Genomic DNA, 16,996 nt, shown 5'->3' with positions numbered 1-16,996 from the left:
CAATTAGTCTGCTATGTATTTAACATTAAAATAGTTCTTTGATACGTATAGATAAGCGCGATTAGTCCAATTACAATGGAAACTATTTTTGTAAAATATTTTTGATACCAAATTTTAGTAATGAACCATTTTGTAAATAAAAAAAATACGGCAAGTATTATAAAGACTTGTGCCAACTCTATTCCAATATTAAAGGCCAGCAAAGCACTTATTGTAGACTTTTCAGGTAGTTGTAAATTCAAAAAGGCATTTGCAAATCCAAGACCATGCAACAAGCCGAATAAAAAAATCAATAGCAATCGTGAATGATTTATTTTGGGGTAAAAAATGTTTTGTAGCGCCATTATAAAAATCGAAAAGGCAATTAGTGGCTCGACACTGTTTAGGTTTGGATTAATCCATCCAATACCAGTTAAAATCAAGGTTATTGAATGTGCTAGTGTGAACATACTGGCTTGAATGATACTTGATTTTAAATTTGAATTCAAAAAAAATAAAGCCAAAATAAATAGAATATGATCGAACCCCAAAGGTAACACATGCTTGAATCCCTCTACAATAAATTGAAAAAATGATTTAATAGTAGCAGCAAATGAATGGTCAATTGTTGTATCCATTAACCATTTGTTATTAGTTAGAATTAGCTTAACTTCTTGGTTGTTAAAATTGTTTAAAACACACTGATATTGCGGTAAATTTTTACATAATAAAATAAATTCACATTGATTGTTAGGGGTGTTTTTAAAAAAAGTGTTTTTAATGTATAAAGATTTAATATCTGTTGGTTTATACTTCAATTCTGCAAACAAGGTAGTTTCATGGCCAAGAATAACGCTTAGATTTGTAAGATCTACGGTTTCATTATTAATAATTATTTGGCAATTATTTTTGAAATGTTTGATAACTAGTTTGATGAATTCTTCGGGAGTTTTGTAGGCTCCTTTTTTAAAATAAAAGTCCACCTCACCTTCAAATGCGGTGAGGGAACTTTTTAAGACTACTATTTTTTTACCATTTTTCTCATACATCATCAAATTAGAGAAATCTGGTTGATGTGCATAAGCAACATTTATAAAAAAAAACACGATCAATAAATGAGTGAATTTCATCATTTTAAAAGTATTTTAATTTGCGTAAGCGCCAGCTAAACTATTAATAAAATTATTTGCTCCTGCTTTATCTACATGGTAATGATAACCTCGCGTAGCATCTGAATGCCCGCGACTTGCATCTAAATCCGTGTATTCTGCTCCTGAAGCACTTAATCTTTCGTACATTCCAAAACCGTCTAATGCGTAACCTATCATAGCAGCATGACCATCGGCTTGTAATTTTTTTGTTGTCATACCTGTTGCAGCATGATAGTGATACCCTGCAGCCATATTGATGTGTCCTCCAGCATCATCAAATGGAGCTAGGGTATAAGCACCTAAAATTGCATTTACTGGAGCCGGAGCATCAAAAATTACCCCATTGAATGCAATTCCTCTAATTGATGGACCAGTTGAGCCAGGTCCTGCTCCAAAACTGATTGGTGAAGTTAATTTTATTGGTTTTACAGGGATATAAATTGTTTTTGTTAAAGTAGAAACATACGACGGTAAACATTCAACGCAATAGTTTTTATAGGCAACTCCCACATTTGGATTTGCAGCTGCTTGACAATCTTCTTGAGTTAGTGTTTTGGTAATAGCCCCTGTGGTAGTATTGTACATTTGCCAAGTAGTATTTTTGTAAAAAGTGGCTAAGTTTTGGATAAATGCGCCATCCACATCGTATACGTTACCACCTTCTAACCAAATTCCACCTTTGCTTTTATCATCGCTAATATTTGAGGGACACCAAGGCCCTTGCGCATGGTCAGTTGGGGTGTTTTTGGATACAATTTTATAGCAATCAGCAGTTGATCCGTTGGATAGTGTTCTAGAAACGATGCTAATGGGTTCAGATAACCCCGCAGTTAGAAAATTTGTAGGATCTACATTTACTACTATTGAATTGGTATCAGTAATTTGATCTTCTTCATTGCTTTTACTACAACTTAAAAAAGTTGTTATGATAAATAAACACACTGTAAAATGGTTTATTTGAAATTTTTTTACATTCATTTTAATTTTTTTTAATGGTTATTTCAGCGATCATAATCTCTTTGTAAAAACTTTATTCAATACTATTTAAAGAACAAAGAATTAAGTTAGAATACGTATTTTATGATAGGTACCTAGTACGAATAGTTTTTTAATTTATTTTAGTTCATATGAGGATTTCCTTCTCGAGGCGGACGAATTGTTTTTTCGAGTTCGAGGTATTTGTCGAATAAATTTTCGGGAATTATTTTTTTTACTTTATTGTCCCTTATTTTTGCTAGTGCTTCTACTTTTGATTTTTCGGGCATACGAGGTGGATTCGTTTTTAAATCAATTGACTTATCCATTTCAGAAAAAAAATCTTTGAATACATCACCCACTTTTTTTGTTTGGTTTTTGTCTAGTTTGAGCGGTAGGCATATTTTTTCCGTAACCATTTTTAATCGTTGTTCTAGGGTAGGAGGTTTAGGTCCTTTGCTGTCGGATTGAGGTTGAGCCAAACAAATATTGGTAAATAAAATACTTAGACAAACGGTTATTACATTAACTAATCTCATAATTCATTAAAATTTAATTACTACTAATTTTCTATTTTGTTTTCCTTTGATTTAAAACTGAATTTTGTACAATAAATTAGGAAAAAGACCTAATTGATACGTGTATCGTAACGTATTTTTTTGTCTATCATAAGATTGTAAAAACACATTGTTGTGGTTTGTAATGTTTTGAATGTCAAGGGATATGGTTTGGGATAGTTTTTTGTTTTTACTGTTGATGACAAGACCTCCTTTACTATCTAAGCGATAATAATTTTTATAAAAATCAGAATAGGCATCCGATGACAAGACTTCCGTGCCAGAAGCTTGAGAACTGGTTACATCAATCCGTGTATATGCGCTCCCGCCGGCATTTGTAAATCATCTATTTTTAAAAACGCTTATTCCATGGCAATAGCTACAATACCTTTTACACCCGAAGTAACTACGATAGTAGGCATTACGAATGCTTTGTAAACCAAATAAGGGATGCTAATTTCATATCTTTTTGGTTTATTCTTTTTCTAAAGACTTAATATCTTCGAGCATTTGCTGCATTTCTAATGCCAACGTACCATTGTATATTCCTCTTATTCTTTTGGTTTTATCGACCAAAATAAAGTGTTCGGTATGCAAAAATTCGGAACTGTCTTTGCTGAAGCCAATATCTTCTTCGGCAAAATATGATTTACGTGCTAAACGATAAATATCATTTTTAGCACCTGTCAAAAAATGCCAATTGGGGTTTGCAATTTGTTTTTGTTTCTTATAATTTTTTAGAACAGTTGGCGAGTCAATCCAAGGCGTTACAGAATAAGAAAGTAAAACGATATCAGAATGATTTTTTAAGCTATCATTTACGATTTTAAGGTTAGTGGTCATTATGGGACAAATGCTGCCACAGGTTGTAAAAATAAAATTAGCAATGTGAATTTTGCCTTCAATATCTTTTTGAGAAATGAAAACGCTATCTTGGTTTAAAAATTTAAAATCAGCAATTGTATGTGTTATTTCAGAAGTATCAGTAATAAAAAGAGGCGAAAAAGTGGGCTCGTTGTAATAAGGTAAATGAATGGCTACGTCATTTTTCTTTGAACAACTTAATAGGACAACACTACTTAACACTAAAAATACTATCCGATACATTTTTGCAATTTTTTGTTCCCAATAATCCATATCTTTTTCCATTTATAATTACATAATTGGCTCTAATTTTGCCAGTATCATACCATAATTTTTGAGCACCTTCTTCTTGTCCGTTTTTGAAATGTCCCAAATGACTCAATTTTCCATCAAATGCCCATTCTCTTAATTCGCCTTCATAAGCATCATTGACTGCCATGAACTCAAATCGTTTCTTTCCGTTTAACCAATAAGCAATTTGCTTTCCATTTTTTCTCCCTTTAGAATAAAAGCGTTCTTCTAAAAGTTGCTTATTGGGATACCATTTTTTGCAATTACCCTCTAGTTTTCCATCAACAAAACCTTCAACAGAAATCGTGTCTTTATTCGGATAAACGTCAAATAGATAGCCCGAAAATTTATCCTTATTAAAGTAAACCACATCATTTAGTATGCTAATTTCATTTGATGATTTTAATACATATCTTTTGGGAACCTTTGACTCATTATTTGAGCAGGAACAAACAAAAAGCAATAAAAAAACCTGAAGAATAAATTTCATTTACTGAGTAATCGTTCCTGGTGTTCCATAAAAGCCGTTTCCATTTAAATAGGGTGCTTCGTCTGTAAAATGGTAATGATAAATTCCGTTTGGATAATCAACCGTTGCATGAGTATGACCGTGATATACATCTAAAATGGCATTAGTGACCGTAGTTCCACTTTCCTCTTTTGGTCCATAAACAGGAAATCCATCCAATAAAAATCCCATCAATCCTGATTTAGTAGATTTTACGGTTGTTAAATACAATGGTTCCACATGATAATGATACACCCCTTGCTGTTGTGGATGTCCGTAATATTTGTCGAAAGAAGCAATTTCGCTTGTCAAAGCTTGATTGTTCGGTCCTGCATATTGATTAAACAAGGCAACTCCGTTTAAAGCAATTCCCATTGCTCCCAAAGGCGTTGCAGCATGAGTAGAAGCAACCGTAGGATTCAAAGGAATTTTCATTGTAGCCGTTTGTTCAACAATTGAATTTGGATTTTTAGCAAAAGTATTTCCTCCAAAGGTAGTTCCAGTGTAGGCTTCGTACAATGCGTTTGTTGTTGCATAATAAGGGCTTTTGTGATCCGGAAGGTTTTTAGTTTTAATATAAATATAGGTTCCATCACTGGTGATACTGGTCGCCCCGTATATTTTTTTATAAACAGCCGGTACTTCTAAAGTGTTAGAAGAATCATCGGAAGAACTGTCAGAACTACTACAACTAGTTTGGAAGATAGTAATTCCTAGACAAACCAAAATACTTGTTTTAAATTTTTTCATAGCTTATTCATATTAAGTTTTTTCAAATGTATAAAGTTAATAACTTTATTAATAAGCAGTTACTGTTGAGTTGTTGAAAAATCGTATTGAATTGTAAAATAATTACTTTCAATATTTTAATTATTTCTTAAAACTGAATTTTATATAATAAGTTGGGGAAAAGTCCTAATTGATAGGTATAATTTATTGTATTTCTTTGTCTATCATAAGACTGAGAAAATACATTATTATGATTGGTAACATTTTGAATATCAAGCGAAATAGTTTGAGATAGTTTTTTATTTTTGCTATTGATCACAAATCCTGCTTTGATATCTAAACGATAGTAATTCTTATAAAAATCGGAATATACATTAGAAGATAACACTTCATTACCAGCTGCCTGCGAACTTGCTAAATCAATTGGTGTGTATGCTCTTCCGCCTGCATTGGTAAATTTTACATCTACTGAAAACGCATTTCTATTTTCTTTACCTACTTTCCATTCTTTACCACCTAAAATATTAAACACATATTTTCCATTAAAAGCTGTGTTTCTTTCTATATCATCACTTGCTGTATATTTAGAATCGTATATTGATGAAGTAAATAATCCATAATATCCATTACTAAAGAATTTTTCAATAGTTAGTTCTACACCATAATTTTTACCTGTTCCAGAGTTTACTAAATTATCTTCTAAATCTAATTTAAAACTAGCTCCGGTATTCAAAATAGAATAATCACTTGAAAAATTATTGACAGGAACATCATATAAATATTGATAATACACTTCGGCTTTTAAGCGCCAATCTTTAAATGGATTGATGTTGTATCCCATAACGAAATGATGGCTTTTTGTAAAGTCTAAATTTTTATTAGTTTGAGTAATGACTCCACTTGCATCAGTATTTTGAACAAAATAGGTGGCAATAGGTTGGTTTTGCGCATGTAATCCGTATCCGAAATTTAGACTACTTTTATTATTTATATTGTAAATAAAACCCAATCTTGGTTCTATGGCAAATGAACTATTTAAATGAAAATACTGTGAATGTAAACCTGCATTTAAAGTTGTTTTTTCGCCAAATCTATATTTTAAATGTGCATAACCTTGACTTAAACTTGTATTATTATTTCCGTCTAATTGCTTTGTCCAAGGTTCCATTTCGTTCTTTCTATATCTATAAAATTGGTCAGTTCCAATAAATTCGTTTTGTAATCCAGCTTTTAAGAATAAATTAGAATTTAATTTAGAACTATAATTTGTAGCTATTACAATACCAGAATTTTTAAAATTAATTTCTTCTGTTAGAATAGAAACATTTGTCATTTTATTAGTATCTGAATTGTCTTGTTCTGATTCCGAATAATTTAATCCAATAGTGGTGCTAATATTAGAATTGGTATTAATTTGTTTGAAATGATTTACTCCAAAAATTCCTATTTTACTTCCTAAATCTACAGAACCATTCCCACCAAATAAACCACCTCCATTATCCAAACTTATTGATGAAGTAGCCAAAATTCCAAAAGCCGAAAATTTGCCTATTGACGAAGTGCTACCATTAATTTTAAACGACAAATCTTGAAAAGAAGGAGTTGCAGTTGTACCAATGTTTACTCCAACGGCTTGTGCTAAACTGGCTAATGTATATCGATAACCTACCAAGTAAGAAGAACCTTTTTCTTTACTAATTGGACCTTCGGTAGTAATTTCGGCACCAGTTATAACACCCAGTTGAATTGTTGTTTCTCTTTTTTTATTGTTTCCATTTCTAAAACCTAAATCAAAAACACCTGCAGTAGCATTTCCATATTCAGCAGGAAAAGCAGAAGTGAAAAAGTCTGAATTTTTTAAGAAATTTGTGTTAATTGCACTCACAGCTCCACCAGTTGTTCCAGCTGTTGCAAAATGATTTGGGTTGGTAACACTCATACCATCAATTCTCCAAAGTACACCAATGGGTGAATTTCCTCTAATTACAATATCATTTCTATTATCATTTGTGGCACTTACTCCAGCAAAATTCGATACTAAACGAGCTGCGTCACTTCGTCCGCCAGCATATCTGTTTACTTCTTCTGTAGAAAATGTCCTTGCACTTACAGAAGCTAATTTATTTACTGTGCTAGCATTGTTTTTAGAAGTAATCACTACTTCATCTAGTTTTTTATATTCATCTTCCATAGTAATATCTAGAACCACTTCTTTACCTGAAGTTACTATTATATTAGGAATTGTTACTTCTTTATATCCCACAAACGAAACCTTAATTTCATATCGATTTGGTGTGATTTCAGTTAAAATATAGTTCCCTTTTTCATCTGTGACGGTTTGTTTTTCGGAGTTGATAATTTGAACTGTAGCACCTATTAAAGGTGTTTGAGTGAGTTTATCAATAACAATTCCACGGATGTTTTGCTTATTGTTTTGAGCAAAAGAAATTGCTGAAATCAATAATAGTATAAAGTGTTTTTTCATCTTTTATAAATTAAGATTTCACAAATTTATAAGATGGATAAGATTATTAAAAATCAGTTAATGTTGAGTTGTTGAAAAATCGTATTGAATTGTATTTTTTTTTGTAACAAGTAAAATTCGTGACAAACAAGTCGGAATGATTACTGAAGTTTATTTTTTATGCCGTTACCGCTATATAGTGTTCTATTTACTTAAAATAGTGTAACTATCAGGTGTTTTTTTGGACATTAATTGCATCCAACTATAGTTGAGGGGGTAAAATTGAAATTTTTAAAGGCTTTAGTCAAAATTAGCTACTTTTATTTGGCTAAAGCCTATGAAATCAATCCACAAAACTCCAGCTAAAGCTGGAGGCAATTGAAAGGAAAAAGAAATTAAGCAAACATAGCATTTTCATTCACCTGATGGATGACTTGAATTACTTTAATTAATTGATCTTCTTCTGGGAAAATGCCAAAAACACCTTGGTCATGCTGTTCGTTAAATGGCGCTTGTGTAAGTAATTGTTTTTCAATTACTCCTTTTTGGTTGAGGTATTGGATTATTTTTTGGATGAACATAATTTGATTGGCCTTCAAATTGCCTTTAGAAATAAAGTCGGCAAACAATTGATTGGCTACTTCGATGTCCAGACCAATGATGTTTCTAACAAATTTACCCAACGGTTGTTCGCCATACTCTTTGATAAAACGGTCTTTGCTTTCCAAAGCTTCTTGCAATAGAAATTGTTCCAATACTTCCAATTCGTTTGCTGTAATCGGTAAGTTTTTATACAATTTATCAATCACCAAGTGGGATTTGTTCTTTCTGATAAAGGCTTCTACGCGGTCTTTGTAACTTTGAAGTGAAGTGTAGGTTGCCAAAAGATCGACTTCTTGCACCATCGCTACATCGAGTTCATCTGTGAATGAAGTATACACTGGATCAAGTTTCTTCTCATCTTTTAAGAAATGGACTAAATCCCGAAGTTCTAAACGGATTTCTTCCAATTGTTGCACATGAACGGTACTCCAAAATTGTTCATTTTGAAGTTGTTTGATCGTTTCAATTTTGGCTTGTACGGCAGGGATATTTCGTTTGGTAAAAAGCATGTTCACAATGTCGTGCACATTGGAAATGTACCTTACTTGTGCTTTATTGCCAGTAATCAATGCCAGTTGCAATTTATAAACAAGTAAATCAAATCGTTTGGCAAATTCATCTTGGTCTTGACTGTAATTGACTAAATGGGATAAATTGCTTTGTATGTTGAGTACATCACCCTGCAACAAATTATTCCATCTCGCTCTATTTTTATATTCTAAAACATAACGCCAATGTTTGCGCACCTCAAAACGGTTCTCTTCTAAATGAGTTACCAATTGATGCAAATCATCCGTAAATTGAATTTGAATGTGTTCTTGTTCCTCCGTGGGGTCTTGCAATTGACGAACTGCCATCACAATTTCCAGTTTTGTATGGAAGGTTTGTTGTGCTAATGAAAGGGTGTTTTTTTGGGTTTCTCCATCTGGATGGTCTCCAAAATATTCAAAATTGCCACAGAAATCAAAGAGTAAGAAATATTCTTTGTCTTTTCCCGGGGCAAAAATATTGGGACACAAACGGGTACCTCGACCAATCATTTGCCAGTATTTTGAATAGGATTTGACTTCTTTGAAAAACACTAAATTCAATACTCTTGGTGCATCTACACCGGTATCCATCATATCTACAGAAACGGCTATTTGTGGCTCTTTTTCATCGCCTTTGTCAAAACAAAATTTCTCCAATAAGTCTTGTGCTTTGGCTTCGTAATTATCAATTACTCTTAGGAAATTGCCTCCGTATTGCGGATAGTTTTTATTAAAGCGATCCTCTATAAAAACAGCGTGTTGGTGGTTTTTTGCAAAAAGAATCGTCTTGCCGAGTTTATCGCCTCCCGCAATTTTCTGACCGTTGGTCATCAAATAGTCTAGTACTTTATCGACAGTATCTGTATTGAACAACCAGGTATTGATCTTGCTTTTGTCCACATTGCTAACTTGGTTTTCATCGCCAAATTGCACACCGAATAGTTCTTTGAAACGGACTTTATCTTTCTCTGATAAATCCTCATACACAATGCCTTCCCTTGGGAATTTCAGCGGAATTTTGAACGCTTTGGGTGGTTTTAAATAATTATCTGCCACCGCTTTGTTCAATTCATAGGCGTAGGTTGGATTATCATCTTCAATTTCGAATAGGCCATAGGTGTTTTTATCGATTTCTTTTTTGGGAGTCGCTGTCAATCCAATTAGAATGGCATCGAAATAATTGAAAATTGATTGGTATTTTTGATACACAGAACGGTGCGCTTCATCAATGATAATTACATCAAAATGACCCACACCATAAAAACGTTCGTCTTCGTTTTTGAGACTGTCGATTTTGTTTAAAATGGTGGGATAAGTTGAGAAAACGACTCTAGTGCCATGGTCTTCTTTTTCTTCGGTTAAGTCAATACTTGACAAGTGCGGCAAATGTTCTTTGAAAGCATTCTTAGCTTGGGTGACCAACGCATTTCTGTCGGCCAAAAACAAGATTCTTTTGGCCCAGTTGCATTTGGTAAACAGGTCTACCATTGCCGCAGCAGTTCTTGTTTTTCCGCTACCGGTTGCCATGACTAATAGGGCTTTTCTGCTGGTTCCTTTGAGCTTGTTTTGATGGGTGGTTACCAAATGTTCCGCCACTCGTTTGATGGCTTCCAATTGATAATACCTTCCTGCAATAGCGGTATTTACCCGAAATTCTCTAAGATCCTTGCGTGCAAAGCGTCTTTCAATGAGCACCTGTAATTCTTCTTTGGTATAAAAACCTTGGATCTTACGGTCAGTATAAAAAGTATCGTCCCAAATGTGGGTTTCAAACCCGTTGCTGTAAAAAATAATAGGACGTTGTCCTGTGCTTTTTTCTAAACAATCTGCATATAAAGTGGCTTGGTGCTTTCCTTTGGAGGCCGAATGAATGGTGCTTTTGGCTTCTACAACCGCCAAAGGCAAACCGTTATCGCCCCACAAAACATAATCCACAAAACCTTTTCCGGAAGGATTGGTGCTTAAGGGCATTCCGCTTACTTCGAATTCTATTTCGCGACCTTTTCGTAACGTATCCCAACCGGCTTCCCTTAATAATAAATCGATTAGGGTTAGGCGTGTTTGGTGTTCCGATGTGAGTTCTGGAATAGCTTGTTCAACAGCAATTTCCTGAAAACGTACTTCTTTTCGTTCCGCAATTAGTTGCAGTTGTTCGTTTACTTGTTTGCGTAATGCTTCATTTTCTTCGGCAAGTTTTTCTTGTTCTTTTACTGCTTTTTGAGCTTCGGCACGTTCTTGTTCGAGTTTTTCGGCCAAGGCCTGAAGTTGTTTGGCATTTTTGTCATTGGTATCTCCGTAGGGAATTACTCTTTCGTCAAACTCAGGAATATCGGGATTGTTTTCGCTGTAATATTTGCTTAAAAAAGTCAAAAAGCGAAAGCTATTTTTTAAAGATTGCAAAGCTTCTAGCGCTTTGACTGTTTTACCATGAGCCGCATTGTTTCCGTTTAAGCGCACGACATCCAATTCCATCAACATACTTGGTTTAAGGATGTTTTTGAAACTTTCGTGGTGGAGTAGGGCACCTAATTTGGTGTCATAAGGCAACTCTAAATCTTCATCGTTTTTGTACAACCAAAACAAGGTTTTTTCTAGTGTACTCCTACACAACAAGGCCGCATAACGTGGCGCTGTAAAAGTGTGTTTTTCGGCCTCTGCAATCTCTCGGTAGATTTCTGGGAATTCGGGTTGAAGAAAGGTAAAGTTGCTCTGCATGGATTTTTATTGATGCGACTAAAATAGTATATTATTTTTTACCAATACTTACTTTGTGAAGTATTTTTCCTTCGTTGAAAAGGCAACGGTTAGTCAAAATGATGATTTAAGAATTCAAATTGTGGATTAAAATCTCGAATTAAGGCAAGTTTTTTATCTCTTCTCCATTTTTTTAATTCTTTTTCTTTTGCAATTGCTTCTTGAACCCAAACGAATTTTTCATAATAGACTAGAAATTCAATAGTGTATTTCGATGCAAATGTTTTATTATTTGTTTCAATATTGTCTTTATGTTGCTGTAGCCTTAGCTTTAAATTATTGGTCATGCCAATGTAATAGGTTGAACGATATTTGTTCGTTATGATGTAAACGTAATACGAATGGTAACCTAATTGCGGGTTTAGCATACTATTTTTTATTATTGTTTTGTCCTTTCATCCAGTTTGTCGTTTCCTCCAATTTGTCATTTCCTTCAATTTGCCATTCCGACGAAGGAGCAATCACAGGCATTACTTGTATTGTGTGACTTTCTAGTGTGATTTCTCCTTCGTCGAAATGACAAAAAGCGCCTTATGGACAAAGGGTGCCGTTCCTCCAATTTGCCATTTCCACGAAGGAGAAATCACACTTGCTATTTAAACTGGTGATGTTCATTACGTCATTATTGCTTTTGTCTTTTCCTCCAATTTGCCATTCCGACGAAGGAGCAATCCCACGCATTACTTGTATTGTGTGACTTTCTAGTGTGATTTCTCCTTCGTCGAAATGACAAAAAGCGCCTTATGGACAAAGCGTGCCGTTAAACGCCCGTTGCAACAAACTCTGAAACAAGTCCTCGCTTTTGGCCAAGGCCTCTTGGGCTTGTTGTTTTTGGGCTTCTATCATTTGTACGCGTTCTGCGAATTGGGTTTGGAGTTCGATTGGAGGCATCATAAATTCCAAATCTTTCAAAATAGCAAGATTTATATTTTTTTGTGCTGCCATTGGTGCTTTTTCTTCAATCATTGCTTGTAAAAAAGACATCCAATTTTGAACATAAATATTGTTTGTTTTTTCATTAGGAATAAAACCAACTACACTATCAGGAAAACATGCATCAAAAGTTAATATTCCAGTTTTAGCAATATTCGCTGCAATTGTTATACAAAGAGTTCCTTTTGTCCAAAGTTTGCTTTGTTTCAAGCCAAATTCGGAATAGGTTGATTTATAATTGTTGATGTATCCGCCAGAATTAGCAATATCACCTGTTTGAATTAACGGATAAGGGCCATTTAATAATTCAGGTGCATTTCTTGGACGATGTTTTGATTTACCTCTATCTAATTTTCCAACATCCGAAAATTTTACTTCTTGCCATTTTTTTGAATTATGTACCGGATCCCCAAACATATCCAAAAACAAACTTTGTGTCAAGGCATCATATTTTTCAATCAGTTGCTTGTTGTATTGGCGCAATTGGTCTGCGGTGTCGAGAATTTCGGCTATTTTTTGTTGGGTGGGTAATGAGGGGAGGGGGATTTCTAGTTCATTTACATATCTTTCTAATTTAAGATTTATAATGCCAGTTGTTTTATTTTGGTAATTATTTGTAAATCCAAATAAGTGACTTGTAAATAGTTGGTATAATAAATATTTAGGAGATACTTTATCTTTTTTTGGTCTTAAAATAGAAGTGAAATTGTTACATAAATAAGTGCCTTCTAAATCAAAATATACAACTCTTCCAACTGGTTGTGTTGGACTTCCACCGGATTTTTCAATAATAATGTCACCTTTTTGTAGTTTTTTATTTTCAACTTTTTTCGAATCAATATTTCGAAGCACAATATCCTTTAAATTTAATCTTCCTTCATTAGAAAAATTTGTTGTTCTAATGACTGGTATTGTTGTACCTTCTGAACCCCATTCACCTGAAATTGGTTTTTCAATTAAATTTTTTAATTCAACTTTCTCCATTACTTCTATATTTTATATCTTCGCATTAATTATTAGTTCAATCGCTCGTTGAGAGCAATTTTTTAGGGCACCTGCCTTCTAAGCAGGCGGTCGGTCTAAGGTTCGAATCCTTCTGCGATTACAGCTCTATTTTGAAGGGGTATTGGTTTGATTCCAGTCGAGGTCACAACGTAATTTTAGGGTTTATGGTTCGAACCCTGCCGTGGTCACATAATTTTTGACTTCGAATCCCTTCCTCTCTGCTGTTTTATGCCAACATTTTTTCTAAATCCAACATTGTCAAAAATCAAGCTTTCATCCTCAAATAGAAATTTATTTAACGTTTTTGATAATGTATCGCTTGTCGTGTAAAGAGGATATTTTCCTTCTCCTAATTTAAAACCATCACCCGCTTTAATTTTTGATTTCTTTTCAAAACCGAAGATGTTTTAAATTTGACTTTTTTCATATTTCATATTGATTACAAATGTATATAATAGATAATTCACAAATCAGCACCAATGTATGGGGTTGCCTGTTTCTAAGCTAGCTTGTGCTAGTTTTTTTAAGGGTTCTATTAGGTATTGATAATAATTATTAGTTTCTACTTGTCTTTTTTCTACGATATAATATACTTGCTCTGAATTTTCTCCAGGATTTGTTAGTACCATTCCACTTCTATACCGACGAGCCGTTTTTTCGTCAACTACAACAATATCACCGCTTAAATTAGATTTTCTTATGCTAAAATATTTTGAGCGAAAAACTTCGTAATGTACCTCTTCGTTATTTTCTATATCGGTTCTCAGCATAAAAAAACCATTGGCATCCAAGCCATACTTATAGACTTTATCAAAAAAAGCAAAAATTGTAAAATCGTCTTCATTACAAATCGCTTTTATATTATTATTGTTTTTTTGAATCAAATAAATTTTATTTTCAACTTCATTTTGATTCTCCAAAATTTCTAATTCTGTTAAAAGTTCTTTAGCCATGATAGCAGGCATGCAGCCACCATTGCTGTTTGGTAGAATTTTTTTTAAAACTGGAAAGTTGTCTTTTTGATGAATAAAACTTCTAAAGGCCGCCATTCCGCTTATATTGCTCAAATTTTCGTAGCAATATTCCATATCTTCATGCGGGCAAGCAGTAGATCTCCATTTATCAAATTCGGAATACATTTCAAAGTACAAATCTTCATTATCATCCAAAAGTTCATTAGGCAAATTAATATTTAAACCATCATCAGCAAACTGAACATATTCTTGATGGGGTGGAGGAGTGGTTTTTCCTTTTTGGAAACAAGTACAATTTACAAAAGCGCTATAACTCATAATTTTTTAGATAACATTTTTTCTATATTCACCAGTACTTTCAAACGCTTTTTCTTCAATAGATTTGCAAGGTAAAAGGAGTAAATTATTGGTCCAGGTAATTTCTCTCACTAGTGGTGAGAGTTTTGGGAGATTGTTGTAAGTTTCGTAAAACTGCTTCATTCTCCAAATATTTTGAGGAGAAAAACCTGTAATATTAGGTTCTGTTTCCTGTATGAATTTTGACAATTCACTTACTACTGATTTTCCCCATGCTTTGGCTTCTACTTGTTGGCTGACATATTCGCCAATATTCCAATACAGGGATACTAATTCCCTATTGACTGCCTGATACGCTTTTTGTTTGGCATTGGCAATAAGCGTGGTTATTTCTAAAAATTGTTTTTGTAAGTGCATATTGCTTATTTATTTTCAATTTTACAATGCGTGCAAAATTTATTATTCCAACATTTTTTCTAATTCATTCATCGCTTCCAAACGTTTTTTGTCAATTGCTTTAATATCAGCAATAAGTGTTTCGGGTTTTTCATAGACCACTTCGTCATAAACAATTTCCTTGTAACGGTTTATGCTGAGGTCGTAATCATTGGCTACAATATCGGCTTTTGGGATAAGGAAAGATTTTTGGGTGCGGTCTTTAAAGTTGTCGGTTTTCGGTTGTCCGTTGACGGTTTGCCAATCTAACAAAATGTTCGGAATATCGCATTTGCCTTTGAACTCTTCTAATACACTTTCTGGGTTGGCAAAGCATTGTTCAAATACTTCTTCTGAGAGTTGGGCGTTGCGTTTGTCGTCTAGGCTAAATCCATCGGCTTGCATGTCGTAGAACCAAACATTGTCGGTGCCGCCCGAGTTGGTTTTGGTAAAGAATAAAATGGCGGTGCTTACTCCTGCATAGGGTTTGAAAACACCACTTGGCATCGAAATTACGGCTTGCAATTGTTGGTTTTCGACTAGTTCTTTGCGAATGCTTTTGTGTGCGCCACTGCTTCCGAATAATACGCCATCGGGCACAATCACGGCAGCGCGTCCGCCTAGTTTTAGCATTCTCAAAATTAAAGTTAAGAATAGTAATTCGGTTTTTTTGGTTTTGGTTACGTTTAATAGACTGCTTTCTACTTCATCATAATCCAAAGCGCCTTTAAACGGTGGATTGGCCAAGATTAAGGAGTACTGACTGCTGATGCTGTTGCTTTCGCTCAACGCAGAATTTCCAATAAGCGTTGGGCTTTCCATACCGTGCAGTTGTAAGTTCATGGCCGAAATACGCATCATCGACGGATCGATTTCTATTCCGTTGAACATGTTTTTATTGTAATGTTCGCGAAATTGTTCTTCTATAAACCAGTCTTCGTGTTTCTCGTGAATGAATTGCGAAGCAGCGACCAAGAAACCAGCCGTTCCACAAGAAGGATCACAAATGGTGTCGTCTTTTTTGGGTTGGGTCATTTCGACCATCATACGGATAATGTGGCGCGGGGTACGGAATTGTCCGTTGGTTCCGGCTTCGGCAATTTTGCCCAACATGTATTCGTATAAATCGCCTTTGGTATCGCGATTGTCTAGTGGTAATTTGTCAATTTGCTGTACTACACGGTCAAGCAATTTCGCCGTTGGGATCATAAAGGTGGCGCCTTTGATGTATTCGGTAAAGGCACCGCCGTCTTTGCCCAGGGTTTTCATAAAGTCAAACACGGTAAGGTCATTCAAATGACGTTGTGGGCGTGTGAATAATTCAAACATTACTTCGGAATCTTTATCTCTGAAACTACTCCAACGCAATTCTCTCTGTTCTGGCGTGTAAATAGGCTTGTCGGTGGTAACCCCTAGCATATTGGCTCTTTTTTCAATAAGCGTTTGCTTATCGTCCAGTTGTTTCAGGAAGATGAGGTAGGTAAACTGTTCGATTACCGTTAATGGGTTGGAGATTCCTCCGGTCCAGAAGTCGTTCCAGATTTTGTCTATTTGAGATTTTAAGTCGCCTGTGATCATGGGGTTGTGTTTTCTATTAAATGAGCTACTATTTTTATTTGATGTTCGGGATGTTGTGTTGGGTCTATTTGTTGTATTCTACATTCAAATATAGCATAGTTTAAATGCAAAAGTTTGTAGAATATTCTGTTTTCGCTTTTGGGGATAAATCCCAATTTTTTGTCTTCATAATATAAAGCAATGGCTCTATTGTCAAATTTGTTTTCTGGTTCTAATCTTGCCTCTACTATACTTCCGATTTTTAGTTCTTGAAAGCATAAAACCAAATCATAATAGGTTGCTCCGGCAAGGTGAAAATTAGCTAAATGTTCTTTTTTAGATTTCATTTTAAAATGTTTTTTAATTACAAATCAAAATTAAATCCCATGT

General features: G+C 34.3%; 16 protein-coding genes. All 16 read right to left on the bottom strand.

Going from position 1 to position 16,996, the window contains the following annotated elements:
• Window positions 1–11: 11 nt before the first annotated feature.
• The 16 genes from FLB_RS14130 to FLB_RS06060 all read right to left on the bottom strand — a co-directional run bounded on the left by FLB_RS14130 (window position 12) and on the right by FLB_RS06060 (window position 16,953).
• Window positions 12–1,112: a HupE/UreJ family protein gene (locus FLB_RS14130; RefSeq protein ID WP_082923227.1), complete on the bottom strand. Its 1,101-nt coding sequence runs from the start codon at window positions 1,110–1,112 to the stop codon at window positions 12–14.
• Window positions 1,113–1,124: 12 nt separating this feature from the next.
• The gene (locus tag FLB_RS06120; protein ID WP_064715074.1) at window positions 1,125–2,108 is read right to left on the bottom strand and encodes a YHYH protein; all 984 of its coding nucleotides are present in this window, start codon (window positions 2,106–2,108) and stop codon (window positions 1,125–1,127) included.
• Window positions 2,109–2,248: 140 nt separating this feature from the next.
• Window positions 2,249–2,644, bottom strand: a complete 396-nt coding sequence (locus FLB_RS06115) for a hypothetical protein (protein WP_064715073.1) — start codon at window positions 2,642–2,644, stop codon at window positions 2,249–2,251.
• A 51-nt stretch (window positions 2,645–2,695) separates the two neighbouring features.
• On the bottom strand, window positions 2,696–2,932 hold the full coding sequence (locus tag FLB_RS14480) for a hypothetical protein (RefSeq protein WP_231891052.1): 237 nt from the start codon (window positions 2,930–2,932) through the stop codon (window positions 2,696–2,698).
• 204 nt (window positions 2,933–3,136) lie between these two features.
• Window positions 3,137–3,769: an SCO family protein gene (locus FLB_RS06110; protein WP_064715280.1), complete on the bottom strand. Its 633-nt coding sequence runs from the start codon at window positions 3,767–3,769 to the stop codon at window positions 3,137–3,139.
• A complete protein-coding gene (locus FLB_RS06105; RefSeq protein ID WP_064715072.1) occupies window positions 3,738–4,307 on the bottom strand; it encodes a toxin-antitoxin system YwqK family antitoxin in 570 nt (189 codons plus the stop codon). Before FLB_RS06105 ends, FLB_RS06110 begins: the two co-directional genes overlap by 32 nt.
• Window positions 4,308–5,075, bottom strand: a complete 768-nt coding sequence (locus tag FLB_RS06100; RefSeq protein ID WP_064715071.1) for a YHYH protein — start codon at window positions 5,073–5,075, stop codon at window positions 4,308–4,310.
• Between the two features lie 127 nt (window positions 5,076–5,202).
• Complete coding sequence (locus FLB_RS06095) at window positions 5,203–7,539, bottom strand: TonB-dependent receptor (protein WP_064715070.1); 2,337 nt, start codon at window positions 7,537–7,539, stop codon at window positions 5,203–5,205.
• Between the two features lie 374 nt (window positions 7,540–7,913).
• Window positions 7,914–11,366: a DEAD/DEAH box helicase family protein gene (locus FLB_RS06090; protein WP_064715069.1), complete on the bottom strand. Its 3,453-nt coding sequence runs from the start codon at window positions 11,364–11,366 to the stop codon at window positions 7,914–7,916.
• Window positions 11,367–11,455: 89 nt separating this feature from the next.
• The gene (locus FLB_RS06085; RefSeq protein WP_064715068.1) at window positions 11,456–11,773 is read right to left on the bottom strand and encodes a GIY-YIG nuclease family protein; all 318 of its coding nucleotides are present in this window, start codon (window positions 11,771–11,773) and stop codon (window positions 11,456–11,458) included.
• A 163-nt stretch (window positions 11,774–11,936) separates the two neighbouring features.
• The gene (locus FLB_RS14255; protein WP_157490558.1) at window positions 11,937–12,086 is read right to left on the bottom strand and encodes a hypothetical protein; all 150 of its coding nucleotides are present in this window, start codon (window positions 12,084–12,086) and stop codon (window positions 11,937–11,939) included.
• Between the two features lie 60 nt (window positions 12,087–12,146).
• Complete coding sequence (locus tag FLB_RS06080) at window positions 12,147–13,322, bottom strand: restriction endonuclease subunit S (RefSeq protein WP_064715067.1); 1,176 nt, start codon at window positions 13,320–13,322, stop codon at window positions 12,147–12,149.
• A gap of 491 nt (window positions 13,323–13,813) precedes the next feature.
• The gene (locus tag FLB_RS06075) at window positions 13,814–14,635 is read right to left on the bottom strand and encodes a hypothetical protein (RefSeq protein WP_064715066.1); all 822 of its coding nucleotides are present in this window, start codon (window positions 14,633–14,635) and stop codon (window positions 13,814–13,816) included.
• Window positions 14,636–14,641: 6 nt separating this feature from the next.
• Window positions 14,642–15,031 carry a DUF1016 N-terminal domain-containing protein gene (locus FLB_RS06070; protein ID WP_064715065.1) on the bottom strand — a complete coding sequence of 130 codons (390 nt, stop codon included), beginning with the start codon at window positions 15,029–15,031 and terminating at the stop codon, window positions 14,642–14,644.
• Between the two features lie 42 nt (window positions 15,032–15,073).
• On the bottom strand, window positions 15,074–16,627 hold the full coding sequence (locus FLB_RS06065; RefSeq protein WP_064715064.1) for a class I SAM-dependent DNA methyltransferase: 1,554 nt from the start codon (window positions 16,625–16,627) through the stop codon (window positions 15,074–15,076).
• Window positions 16,624–16,953 (bottom strand): HIRAN domain-containing protein, encoded by a 330-nt coding sequence (locus FLB_RS06060; RefSeq protein ID WP_064715063.1) that lies wholly within the window; start codon window positions 16,951–16,953, stop codon window positions 16,624–16,626. The genes FLB_RS06065 and FLB_RS06060 overlap by 4 nt, the downstream gene beginning before the upstream one ends.
• Window positions 16,954–16,996: the final 43 nt, after the last annotated feature.

Origin of the sequence: Flavobacterium succinicans, from assembly GCF_001662485.1 — a bacterium.
Classification (GTDB): Bacteria; Bacteroidota; Bacteroidia; order Flavobacteriales; family Flavobacteriaceae; genus Flavobacterium; species Flavobacterium succinicans_A.
This window is presented reverse-complemented; position numbering and strand designations above follow the sequence as displayed.

What these genes read in the sequence shown, in the direction of transcription:
- FLB_RS06080 (WP_064715067.1), bottom strand. Translation starts at nt 13,322, where the DNA reads ATGGAGAAAGTTGAATTAAAAAATTTAATTGAAAAACCAATTTCAGGT.
- FLB_RS06100 (WP_064715071.1), bottom strand. Translation starts at nt 5,075, where the DNA reads ATGAAAAAATTTAAAACAAGTATTTTGGTTTGTCTAGGAATTACTATC.
- FLB_RS06095 (WP_064715070.1), bottom strand. Translation starts at nt 7,539, where the DNA reads ATGAAAAAACACTTTATACTATTATTGATTTCAGCAATTTCTTTTGCT.
- FLB_RS06070 (WP_064715065.1), bottom strand. Translation starts at nt 15,031, where the DNA reads ATGCACTTACAAAAACAATTTTTAGAAATAACCACGCTTATTGCCAAT.
- FLB_RS06105 (WP_064715072.1), bottom strand. Translation starts at nt 4,307, where the DNA reads ATGAAATTTATTCTTCAGGTTTTTTTATTGCTTTTTGTTTGTTCCTGC.
- FLB_RS06120 (WP_064715074.1), bottom strand. Translation starts at nt 2,108, where the DNA reads ATGAATGTAAAAAAATTTCAAATAAACCATTTTACAGTGTGTTTATTT.
- FLB_RS06110 (WP_064715280.1), bottom strand. Translation starts at nt 3,769, where the DNA reads ATGTATCGGATAGTATTTTTAGTGTTAAGTAGTGTTGTCCTATTAAGT.
- FLB_RS06075 (WP_064715066.1), bottom strand. Translation starts at nt 14,635, where the DNA reads ATGAGTTATAGCGCTTTTGTAAATTGTACTTGTTTCCAAAAAGGAAAA.
- FLB_RS14130 (WP_082923227.1), bottom strand. Translation starts at nt 1,112, where the DNA reads ATGATGAAATTCACTCATTTATTGATCGTGTTTTTTTTTATAAATGTT.
- FLB_RS06065 (WP_064715064.1), bottom strand. Translation starts at nt 16,627, where the DNA reads ATGATCACAGGCGACTTAAAATCTCAAATAGACAAAATCTGGAACGAC.
- FLB_RS06090 (WP_064715069.1), bottom strand. Translation starts at nt 11,366, where the DNA reads ATGCAGAGCAACTTTACCTTTCTTCAACCCGAATTCCCAGAAATCTAC.
- FLB_RS06085 (WP_064715068.1), bottom strand. Translation starts at nt 11,773, where the DNA reads ATGCTAAACCCGCAATTAGGTTACCATTCGTATTACGTTTACATCATA.
- FLB_RS14255 (WP_157490558.1), bottom strand. Translation starts at nt 12,086, where the DNA reads ATGCGTGGGATTGCTCCTTCGTCGGAATGGCAAATTGGAGGAAAAGAC.
- FLB_RS06115 (WP_064715073.1), bottom strand. Translation starts at nt 2,644, where the DNA reads ATGAGATTAGTTAATGTAATAACCGTTTGTCTAAGTATTTTATTTACC.
- FLB_RS06060 (WP_064715063.1), bottom strand. Translation starts at nt 16,953, where the DNA reads ATGAAATCTAAAAAAGAACATTTAGCTAATTTTCACCTTGCCGGAGCA.